General features: G+C 71.2%; 5 protein-coding genes. 2 read left to right on the top strand and 3 right to left on the bottom strand.

What is annotated here, in order from left to right:
* Positions 1-133: 133 nt before the first annotated feature.
* The 3 genes from ACWC5C_RS41735 to ACWC5C_RS41725 form a co-directional block, all read right to left on the bottom strand.
* A complete protein-coding gene (locus tag ACWC5C_RS41735; protein WP_385448958.1) occupies positions 134-358 on the bottom strand; it encodes a DUF5988 family protein in 225 nt (74 codons plus the stop codon).
* Positions 359-370: 12 nt separating this feature from the next.
* Positions 371-1,111, bottom strand: coding sequence for an AfsR/SARP family transcriptional regulator (locus ACWC5C_RS41730; RefSeq protein WP_450884538.1), 741 nt, complete (start codon positions 1,109-1,111; stop codon positions 371-373).
* A 659-nt stretch (positions 1,112-1,770) separates the two neighbouring features.
* The gene (locus ACWC5C_RS41725; RefSeq protein WP_450884536.1) at positions 1,771-2,583 is read right to left on the bottom strand and encodes an SAM-dependent methyltransferase; all 813 of its coding nucleotides are present in this window, start codon (positions 2,581-2,583) and stop codon (positions 1,771-1,773) included.
* Positions 2,584-2,827: 244 nt separating this feature from the next.
* Here ACWC5C_RS41725 and ACWC5C_RS41720 point away from each other — a divergent pair, with 244 nt between their 5' ends.
* Together ACWC5C_RS41720 and ACWC5C_RS41715 are read left to right on the top strand one after the other, a co-directional pair.
* Entirely contained in the window at positions 2,828-10,033 is a 7,206-nt protein-coding gene (locus ACWC5C_RS41720; RefSeq protein ID WP_450884534.1) for a type I polyketide synthase, read from the top strand.
* Between the two features lie 32 nt (positions 10,034-10,065).
* A partial coding sequence (locus ACWC5C_RS41715; RefSeq protein WP_450884532.1) for a type I polyketide synthase occupies positions 10,066-11,600 on the top strand: 1,535 nt, incomplete at its 3' end.

The following is an 11,600-nucleotide window of genomic DNA, read 5'->3' as shown; positions in this document are numbered from 1 at the left end:
TTTGTTTTAACCAGGTGTGAACTTCCTACTTCTCCACCCTGAGCCCGGGGGCCCGGTCCCGCGGAGGGGGGGGCCCGCCCCTTGCCCCCCGCGGCCCCCCACCCCCTCGTCGGAGGTTTTCCGAGCCCGGTGGCTACTCGGCGATTTTGGTGCGCATGATCCAGCGAAAGACCACCGGGATGAGGTCGCCGTCAACGAGTTCGAAATGCTCGTATCCGTTGCGGTGCTGGATTTTGAGCTTCCGGGTGGCAAGGGACGACTGACCGGTCCGATGCGCCCGGGGGAGATCGTCCGGCCCGCCTTCGAGGATGACCTCGATCGGGCCGCCGTCGGGAAAATATGTGCTCTGTTCCGTCACCTGTTCACCTCTTTACGCGGGAACGTGCAGTTCGAGCCGGTCATCCGAGGTGAGGATGGCCCGCTGCATGTCCTGGAGGGCCCGGCACGGTTCGAGCCCGAGTTCCTCGTTGAGCGTCTTCCGGGCCGCCTGATACACATGCAGGGCGTCCGCCCGGCGGCCGCAGCGGTAGAGCGCCAGCATCAGCTGACGATGCAGCGCCTCCCGCAGCGGATGCTCGGTGGTCAGCTGGTACAGATCACTCACCAGCTCACGGTGGCGCCCGAGCATCAGCCGTGAATCGGTCAGCATCTCGACGCATTCCAGACGGGCTTCCTTCAGCCAGGTCTGAAATCCCTCGAGAATCGGCCCGTGGCACACATCGTCCAGCAGGGGATCGCGCCAGAGGTCGAGCGCGCTTTCGAAGCTGGCCGTGGCCTGCTTGTAGCGTCGCTCCCGGAGATGATCCCGGCCCTCGCCCACCAGCCGTTCGAAACAGTGGAAGTCGAGATCATCCGGCCCCAGCCGCAGGACGTATCCCGGAGGGCGGGTGATAACCGGGCTTTCGCTCTGATGAGGTCGGCGCAGGAACTTGCGAATCTGGGAGACATACACATGAAGGCCCGCGATCGCCCGGCGAGGCGGGTCCTGGCCCCAGATCTCCGTGATGAGCTGGTCGATCGGGACCACTTGATCCGCGCGGACCAGGAGGACGGTCAACAGGACTTCGATCTTCCGCGCCCTGATGGATAATTTCCGTCCGTCCTCGACCACGCGGAGAGGTCCCATGATCTCATATCGCACTGCTTGCCCCGTCCCAGTCGCCGATGCGTGCGGTCATGGGACAGTCGGCCCCGTTGCCGGAAATCCCCGCGAGATTGTTCGTTTTTCCGTGCCCGTCCGGGGGTGGTGCCTGTCTGTTGGAGACGAACGAATGTGCGGGCCTACGTCGCGTACGTGCCGCCGAGCCGCCCGCCTGTGGGAAGTGGACCAGCTGTTTATCGCCGCACGGGGACGGACAGTGCTGCCGGTTCCGCTTACTCACGTCGTTCGCGACTGCCATTACTCACCCCTCTTTATCACGGACCTGCCGGTGATTCAGAAACCACGAATCCGCAGTTCACTGCCCCTGGCAGGTGCCCTTCGTTCTAAGCGGTTCCTATGACTACCCACCTCACCTAGAATCCGGATAGATGCGCCCTAGAGGCGCTCTCGCGGGGAAAGGCGCGCATTTCGATGCCGTGTGGAAGATCAGGGTCCGGATATCGTCGGCCTCGAGTAGCGGTCAGCGAATGACAATACGCTGATCGAGTCGACGGGTTCAAGCGCGCCATGCCCAAAGCCGCGTCGAATCGGTGCCGTTGATGAGAAGTGGATAATTGCGGGACTTCAGGGGCCGGCCGCCCCGTGGAAACCGGCCCCGGAATCCTTGGTCAAAGCTTGTGGGCCACCACGATCGCGCAACCGGCACTGGGCACCGTGGGCAGCGCCGACTTCGCGGAGTCGAGCACTTCCTGCACACTGACCCCGTGCCGCTCCTCGAACTCCCGGCGGCACTTCAGGATGCCGTCGATCATGCGGTTGGCGGTGTCCTTGGTGTGCTCGGTGACGTCCGTCAGCTCGTCCAGCACCAGACCGGCGTCGCTGATCAGGCCGGGCCAGTCGCCCATCCGGGTCAGCGAGGTGACCGCACCGGGATCGTTCTCCGGCTGATAGCTGTCATCGCCCGGCGGAGTCACATCCGTCAGCACCAGCCGGCCACCGGGCACCAGCACCCGGGCCATCTCGCGCAGCGCCGTGGGCCGGTGCATATGGTTGATGGACTCGAAGGCGAGTACGGCGTCGAAGGACGCGTCCCCGAGCGGCATGGCCATGGCGTCGGCGTACCGGAACGACACCTGGTCGGACATGTGCGCGGCACACGCCGCTTCGGTCGCCTGCCTGACCTGAAGCTCGCTGATGGTGATCCCCAGAACACCGGCCCCGGTCGTCGACGCCACCCGCAGCGCGGGCTTGCCGATACCGCAGCCCACATCCAGCACCCGGTCTCCCGGGCCCACCCGCAGCCGTTCGATGAGCAGATCGGTGAAGCGGTCCGTGGCCTCCTGGACCGAGCTGGTGTCGGACGGACCGTCCCAGTAGCCGAAGTGGAAGTTGTCGTCCCACGCCATCTGCAGCAGCGGTCCGAGCGAACTGTAGTAATCCGACACCTGGCCGCCTGGCGGCGCGGGTGATGGGGATGTCATGGCACTCCTCCTGTGTGCTCGGCGCTCCGATCGGCCGTCAAGTGACCACTAAGGCTCACCTGTTCAGCGATGGTCCGGGGTTGCGGTAACGCGTCTCTAAAGTGACCGGCCGCGGGCATTTGGTGTGCCTTTAGAACCGCGCCCCACGATGGGCCACGTGCTCGCACCGATCATCAATCCGGAGCGGGAGTGCCGCCCATGACCAACCACATCCCTGCCTACTCCGAGCGCCGTACGTGGTGTGATGGCTAGCGCCCCGCCCACCCGGCCACCTCAGCCCGCGGAACCCATCGCCGTCGTGGGAATGGCTTGCCGACTGCCCCACGCACCCAGCCCGTCAGCCTTCTGGCGGCTGCTGCGGCAGGGCCGCCACGCCATCACCGCGATGCCCGCCGACCGCCGCCACCCCGGCACCCCAGGGGCTCCTTCCCCTGCGTGGTACGGCGGATTCCTGGACCACGTCGACACGTTCGACGCCGAGTTCTTCGGCATCCCGCCGCGCGAAGCGGTGGCCATGGACCCCCAGCAGCGGCTGATGCTCGAACTCAGCTGGGAGGCGTTCGAGGACGCCGGAATCCGCCCCGAGACGCTCAAGGACACCGCCACCGGTGTCTTCGTCGGCGCGATCTGGGACGAGTACGCGGCCGTGCTGCGCCACCACCGGCCCCTCGCGAGCACTCGGCACGCCATGACCGGCGTACACCGCAGCATCATCGCCAACCGGATCTCCCACGGCTACGGGCTGCGCGGACCGAGCCTCACCGTCGACACCGCGCAGTCCTCGTCCCTGGTGGCCGTCCACACGGCGTGCGAGAGCCTGCGCCGCGACGAGTGCGTCCTGGCGCTGGCCGGTGGTGTCAATCTCATCCTCACCGAGGAGAGCATGGAGGCCGCCGCGGCCCAGTTCGGCGGACTCTCCCCGGACGGCCGCTGCCACACCTTCGACGCCCGCGCCAACGGCTTCGTACGCGGCGAGGGCGGCGGCGCCGTCCTGCTCAAGCCCCTCGCCGCTGCGGTGCGCGACGGCGACCCGGTGTACTGCGTGATCCGTGGCAGCGCCCTCAACAACGACGGAGCCACCGACGGCCTGACCACCCCCGGCCCGGAGGCGCAGGAAGCCGTGGTGCGGCTCGCCCACCAGCGCGCCGGAACCTCACCGGGCGACGTCCAGTACGTCGAACTGCACGGCACCGGCACGCCCGTCGGCGACCCCGTCGAGGCCGCGGCGCTCGGCGCCGCCCTCGGCAGCGCCCGTACGGCGGACGCCCCCCTGCCGGTCGGCTCCGCCAAGACCAACGTCGGCCACCTGGAGGGCGCCGCCGGGATCGTCGGACTGCTCAAGTGCGTCCTCAGCATCACCCACCGGCAGCTCCCGCCCAGCCTCCACTACGCCACCCCGAACCCGCGCATTCCGCTGGCCCGTCTCGGACTGCGCGTCCACGACGAACTCGCCGCGTGGCCACGCCCGGATCGGCCGCTGGTCGCCGGGGTTAGCTCCTTCGGGATGGGCGGCACCAACTGTCATCTGGTGCTGGCCGAACCGCCCGCTTCTGCCTCCGCGCCTGCTCCGGCCACGGTGTCACCGCCACCGTCCCCGTCCGTCGTCCTGTGGCCACTCTCCGCCAGGACCCCCGAGGCGCTGCGCGCCCAGGCCGGGCGGCTGCGCGACCACCTCGCCGCACACTCCGGCGACGACCCCGCGAACATCGACCCCGCGAACATGGGCCACGCGGACATCGGCCACGCGCTGGCTACCAGCCGGACCGCCTTCGCCCACCGCGCCGTACTCCTCGGCGACGGCCACCACCCCGACGAGCTGACGCGCGGACTCGACGCGCTCGCGCAGGGCACACAGACCGCCGGACTCGTCCGGGGCCGGGTGGCCGAGGGAGGGATCGCGCTGCTCTTCAGCGGCCAGGGCAGCCAGCGCCCCGGCATGGGCCGCGAGCTGTACGCCGCGCACCCCGTCTTCGCCGCGGCCCTGGACGAGGTCTGCGACACCCTTGCCCCGCACCTCGACCAGCCCCTGCGCGACGTCATGTTCGCCGACCCCGGTACGCCGTGGGCGGCGTTGCTCGACCGCACGTCGTACACCCAGCCCGCGCTGTTCGCCATCGAAGTCGCCCTGTACCGGCTGGTGGTCTCCTGGGGGCTGACGGCCGACTGTCTGATGGGCCACTCGGTCGGCGAGATCGCCGCGGCGCACGTGGCCGGAGCGCTCTCCCTCCCCGACGCCTGCGCACTGGCGGCCGCCCGGGGCAGGCTCATGCAGTCGGTCACGGCGGACGGGGCGATGGCCGCCTGGCAGGCCACCGTGGACGAAGCCGCTGACCTGCTGGCCGGGCGGGAGGACCGGATCGGCATCGCCGCCGTCAACGGACCCGCCTCCGTCGTGGTCTCCGGGGACCGGGACACCGTCCACGACACCACCGCCATCTGGCGGGAGCGCGGCCACAAGGCGCATCTGCTGAAGGTCAGCCACGCCTTCCACTCCCCGCACATGGACCGGATCCTCGGCGAACTGCGCTCCGTAGCAGCCGACTTGACCGTCACCGCACCGGCCATTCCCGTTGTCTCCAATGTGACCGGCCGTGTCGCCACCGCCGAACAGCTTGCCTCCCCGGACCACTGGGCCCGCCACGCCCGCGACGCGGTGCGCTTCGCCACCGGAATGAACACTCTCCGAGCCGAGGACGTCACCACCTTCCTCGAACTCGGACCGGACGCCCTGCTGACTGCCATGGCCCGCGAATGCCTCGCCGAGCACCCCGCCACAGAGGAGCGCCCCGACCGGCCGCGCCCCCTCGCCGTGGCCGCTCTGCGACGCGACCGGCCGGAGGCGCGTACCTTCGCCACCGCCATGGCCGAGGCACACGTACGCGGCGCCGACCTCGACTGGGAGCGGGTCTTCGGCGGACCCCGCTCCCGCCCGGCGGGCCTGCCGACGTACGCCTTCCAGCGGCAGCGCTACTGGCCCGGGGCGGAGCCCACGGCCCCGGCCACGGACAGCGCGGCCACCCCGGCGCCGCTGGCCGGGCGGCTGGCGGAGCTGACCGGCGCGGAGCGCGACCGTGCCTTGCTGGACGTGGTGCGCGACGCCTCGGCCGCCGTCCTGGGACACCCCGGCCCGGAGGCCATCGACCCGGCCCTCACCTTCAAGGAGCTGGGCTTCGACTCCCTCGCGGCCACGGAACTGAGCGAGCGGCTGAGCGAATCCACCGGCCTGCCCCTGCTCGCCACGCTCACCTTCGACCATCCCACGCCGCTGGCCGTCGTCGCCCATCTGCGCACCCGCGCCGACCGGACCCCGGACGCGCCGCCGAGCCCGATGCCAATGACGACGCCGCTACCGGCCACCACTGCGGCCACCGACGACGATCCCATCGCGGTGGTGGCCATGAGCTGCCGCTACCCCGGCGGCGCCGACACACCGGAGGCGCTGTGGCGGCTGCTCGCCGAGAGCGTGGACGCCATCGGCGAGTTCCCGGGGGACCGGGGATGGGATCTGGCGGCCCTCTTCGACCCGGACCTGGACCGCCCCGGCACCAGCTACGCCCACGAGGGCGGATTCCTGTACGACGCCGCGCACTTCGACGCCGAGTTCTTCGGCATCAGCCCGCGCGAGGCCCTGGCCACCGACCCGCAGCAGCGGCTGCTGCTGGAGACCGCGTGGGAGGCGTTCGAGCGCGCGGGCATCCGGCCCGACGCGCTGGCGGGCAGCTCGACCGGTGTGTTCGTCGGGGTGACACCACAGGACTACGGCCCACGGCTGCACGAGGCGCCGAAGGGGTTCGACGGCCATCTGCTGACCGGCAGCACGCCCAGCGTGGTGTCCGGGCGCATCGCTTTCACCCTCGGCCTGGAGGGGCCTGCGGTGACGGTGGACACCGCGTGTTCGTCGTCGCTGGTGGCCCTGCATCTGGCCGCCCAGGCGCTACGGCAGCGGGAGTGCCGCATGGCGCTGGCGGGCGGCGTGGCCGTGATGTCCGCACCGGGCATGTTCACCGGCTTCTCCCGTCAGCGCGGCCTGGCCCCCGACGGCCGGTGCAAGCCGTTCGCGGCGGCCGCGGACGGCACGGGCTGGGGCGAGGGCGCCGGTCTGGTGCTGCTGGAGCGGCTGTCGGACGCGCGGCGCGAAGGACACCCGGTGCTGGCCCTGATCCGGGGCTCGGCGGTCAACCAGGACGGCGCGTCCAACGGCCTGACGGCGCCGAACGGGCCGTCGCAGCAACGGGTGATCCGCCGGGCCCTGGCCGCCGCCCGGCTGAGCCCGTCCGAGGTGGACGCGGTGGAAGCACACGGCACCGGCACCACACTGGGCGACCCGATCGAGGCGCAGGCGCTGCTCGCCACGTACGGGCAGGAGCGCCGAACGGACCGCCCCCTGTGGCTCGGATCCATGAAGTCGAACATCGGTCACACCCAGGCGGCAGCCGGAGTGGCGGGCGTCATCAAGATGGTGATGGCCATGCGGCACGGGCAGCTGCCCGCCACCCTGCACATCGACCAGCCGAGCCCGCACGTCGATTGGAACAGCGGCAACGTACGCCTGCTCACCGAACCGGTCGCGTGGCCGTCCGGCGAGCACCCCCGCCGCGCGGGTGTCTCCTCCTTCGGTATCAGCGGAACCAACGCCCATCTGATCCTCGAACAGGCTCCGGAGCCGGACGCCGCGACCTGCGCTCCGCCCGGCGACGGGCCCACGCCCTGGGTGCTGTCGGCACGCAGCGCGGAGGCGCTGCGCGGGCAGGCCCGTGCGCTGGCCGCCGCACTGGACACCGAACCCGACGCGTCCGCCACGGAGGTGGGCTGGTCGCTGGTCGCCACGCGGTCGGCGTTCGCACACCGGGCGGTGGCGGTCGGCGACGACCGCGACACGCTGATGGCGGCGGTCCGCGCACTGGCGGCCGGTGACAGCCACCCGGGCCTCATGGGCCCCGGCGCGGTCTCTCCCGGAGCCGTGGCGGCGGGCGGCCCGGGCCCGGTGCTGGTGTTCCCGGGGCAGGGATCGCAGTGGCGGGGGATGGGCGCCGAACTCCTCGACACTTCGGTGGTGTTCGCGGGGCGGGTGGTGGAGTGTGAGCGGGCGTTGGCGCCGCATGTGGACTGGTCGCTCACCGACGTGCTGCGCGGCACCGAGGGAGCGGCCGACCTGCGCCGGGTCGATGTGGTGCAGCCCGTGCTGTGGGCCGTGATGGTGTCGCTGGCGGCGGTGTGGGCGGAGTACGGAGTGCGCCCGGCCGCCGTCGTGGGCCACAGCCAGGGCGAGATCGCGGCCGCCGTGGTGGCGGGGGCGCTGTCGCTGGAGGACGGCGCGAAGGTCGTGGCCCTGCGCAGCCGGGCACTGTGCCGACTGGCCGGTGGCGGCGCCATGGCCTCGCTGGGACTGGGCCGGGAGGCCGCGTCCGACCTGCTGACCGAACTGGGCGACCGCGCCGCGGCGGTCGTGGTGGCAGTCGTCAACGGGCCCGGATCCACGGTGGTGTCCGGACCGCCCGGACAGGTGGCGGTTGTGGTGGCCGCATGCCAGGAGAGGGAGGAGCGCGCACGGCTGATCGAGGTGGACTACGCCTCCCACAGCCCTCAGGTAGACGAGATCACGCGGGAGCTGACCCAACTGCTGGACGGCATCCGTACGGCCACCTCGGCCGACACCGGTGTGGCGTTCTACTCGACGGTGACCGGCGGCCGGGCCCGGCCCGCCGACCTCGACACCGGCTACTGGGTGCGCAACCTGCGCGAACAAGTACGGTTCGCCGACGCGGTCGACGCACTTCTGGCCGATGGCCACCGCGTGTTCATCGAGGCCAGCACCCATCCAGTGTTGACCATGGGGATGCGCGAGTGCTTCGAGGAGGCGGATGCCACCGCCGTCGCCGTACCGACGCTGCGGCGCGACCACGGCGGCCGGGCGCAGCTGACGCGCTCGCTGGGGCTGGCGTTCACCGCCGGGGTGGACGTCGACTGGGCCGCCCTGTTCCCGGCCGACCCGCCGCCCCGTACCGTCGAGCTGCCCACGTACGCGTTCCAGCGTGAACGGTACTGGCTGGACGCACCCGCCTCGCGCGGCGGCGACCCCGCCGACCTCGGCCTCACCTCCGCCGAACACCCCCTGTTGGGCGCCGCCGTGGAGTGCGCCGACGGCAGCGGCCTGATGCTGACCGGGCGTATCTCCCCGAGGACACACCCCTGGCTGGGCGAGCATGTGGTGGGCGGTGTGGCGCTCGTGCCGGGCGCCGCCCTGGTGGAATGGGTGTTGCGGGCGGGCGACGAGGCCGGTTGCGGTGAGGTCGAAGAGCTGGCGTTCCGGGCCCCGTTGGCGCTGCCCGCCACGGGTGGCCTCCGCGTGCAGGTGGCGGTGGGCGCCCCCGCCGACGACGGACGGCGTGACGTACGCGTGTACGCCCGCCCGGACGGCGACAGCGCGCTCACGGCGTGGACGTGCCACGCCACGGGCGTACTGCGCCCGTCCGCGCCGGACGAGGTGGTGGCCGAGCCCGGGACATGGCCACCGGCCGGTGCGCGGCCGGTGGTGACGGACGGGCTGTACGAACGGATCGCCGCCTCGGGCTACGTGTACGGCCCGGCCTTCCGGGGCGTGCGCGCGATGTGGCGCGACGGTACGGACGTCCTGGCCGAGGTGGAGTTGCCGGAGGCCGCCGGAGAGCCGGGCGGGTACGGCATCCACCCGGCCCTGCTGGACGCGGTCCTGCAACCTGCGCTCGCGTCCGACGAGAATCATGGCCCGGCTGACGACCGGCTGTGGCTGCCGTTCACGATGAACGGCGTGGCGCTTTGGGCGGCCGACGCCACGACCGTACGGGTCCGGCTCTCCCCACACCGGCAGGGCGCGGACGGCGAGCGTGGGATGCGGGTGGCCGTGTCCGACGCGGCGGGCGCACCGGTGCTCACCATCGACGCGCTTGTGCTGCGCCCGGCCACGCCCGAGCAGCTGCGGCCCTCGGGCGGACATGGCGTGGATGAACGCGTACCGAGTGGCGTACGGGGCGGGCGGCGGCGCACCGCGGCCGCCGTGGCCGGTGCGCGGTCGGCCGACTGGACCGCACGGCTGAGGGGGCTGTCGGCGGCCGAACGGCAGCGGGCGGTGCTCCAGCTGGTCCGCCAGCACGCCGCCACCGTGCTCGGACACACCGACCCCGACGCGGTGCACGCCGAGGCCAGCTTCAAGGAGCTGGGCTTCGAGTCCCTGACCGCCGTCGAATTGCGCGACCGCCTCGCGGCGGCCACCGGACTGCGCCTGCCCGCGGCCCTCATCTTCAGATATCCGACCCCGGAGGGCATCGCGCGCCATGTGGTGCAGCGGCTTTCCCCCGAAGGCAAGGTCCCGACGCAGAAGTCGACGGATGCGGTGAACATCGCGGAAAGGCTGGAGTCCGCGTCCGCGGATCAGGTTCTTGACTTTATCGACAACGAGCTTGGTGTGTCCTGAATGTACCGGGCGCGACGAATGCTGAAGGCCGGGTGACCCCAGTGGCGAACGAAGAGAAGCTGGTCGAGTATCTCAAGCGGGTCTCCGCTGATCTGCACGATACCCGGCAGCGTTTGCGGGCGGCGGAGGAGCGCGCCCAGGAGCCGGTGGCCGTGGTGGGTATGGCCTGCCGCTTCCCGGGCGGGGTCACCTCCCCCGAGGAATTGTGGGATCTGCTCAGCTCGGGCGTGGACGCGATCGGTGACTTCCCCACGAACCGTGGCTGGGATCTCGACAACCTCTACCACCCCGATCCCGAGCATTACGGCACGAGTTGCGTCCGCCAAGGCGGATTCGTCGAGGCCGATCAATTCGACGCCGCGTTCTTCGGCATCAGCCCGAGGGAAGCGCTGGCGATGGACCCGCAGCAGCGGCTGGTCCTGGAAATCGCCTGGGAGGCGCTGGAACGGGCCGGAATCGACCCTGACACCCTGAAAGGCACTCGCACCGGGGTCTATACGGGAGTGTCCAGCCAGGACTATCTGGCCCGGGCCCCCCGGATTCCCGAGGGCTTCGAGGGATACGCCACCACGGGCACACTCACCAGCGTGATCTCGGGCCGGGTGGCCTACACGTTCGGTTTGGAGGGACCGGCGGTGACCGTGGACACCGCGTGTTCCGCCTCGCTCGTGGCCATCCACCTCGCCTGCCAGGCGCTCCGTCAGGGCGAATGCACCCTGGCGCTGGGCGGTGGCGTCACCTCGCTCGCCACGCCCGTCATGTTCACCGAGTTCTCCCGGCAGCGGGCGCTGGCGCCGGACGGCCGATGCAAGTCCTTCGCGGCCAGCGCGGACGGCACCGGCTTCTCCGAGGGCGTCGGCCTGGTGGTGCTGGAACGGCTGTCGGACGCGCAGCGCAACGGCCACCGGGTGATGGCGGTGATCCGGGGCTCGGCGATCAACCAGGACGGCGCCTCGAACGGTCTGACCGCGCCCAACGACGTCGCCCAGGAGCGCGTTATCGGCCAGGCCCTGGCAAGCGCCCAGCTGTCGCCGGGCGATGTGGACGTCGTGGAGGCCCACGGCACCGGTACGAAGCTGGGCGACCCGATCGAGGCCGAAGCGCTGATCGCTACCTACGGCCAGGACCGCCCCGCCGAGCGGCCCCTGCTGCTGGGCTCGTTGAAGTCCCACATCGGACACACTCACGCGGCCGCCGGAGTGGCGGGCGTCATCAAGATGGTGACGGCTTTGCAGCATGCGGTCCTGCCCGCGAACCTGCACCTGGACGAGCCGACCCCGCATGTGGAGTGGGAAGGCAGCGGCGTACGGCTGCTCACGGAGCCGACCGCCTGGCCCGCACTGGACCGGCCCCGCCGGGCGGCGGTGTCCTCCTTCGGGATCTCCGGCACCAATGCGCATGTGATTGTGGAGCAGGCTCCGGAGGTGTCTGAGCGGGTTGAGGTGGTTCGGCCTGTTGAGGGGGTGGTGCCATGGGTGGTGTCGGGGCGGAGTGTGGAGGCGTTGCGGGGTCAGGCGGGTGCGTTGGTGGCGCGGGTGGCTGATGCGGAGTTGATGCCGGTGGATGT

The sequence above is a fragment of the Streptomyces sp. NPDC001700 genome, from assembly GCF_053596435.1.
The sequence above is the reverse complement of the archived record's forward strand: the minus strand, read 5'-3'. Positions and strand labels throughout refer to the sequence as shown.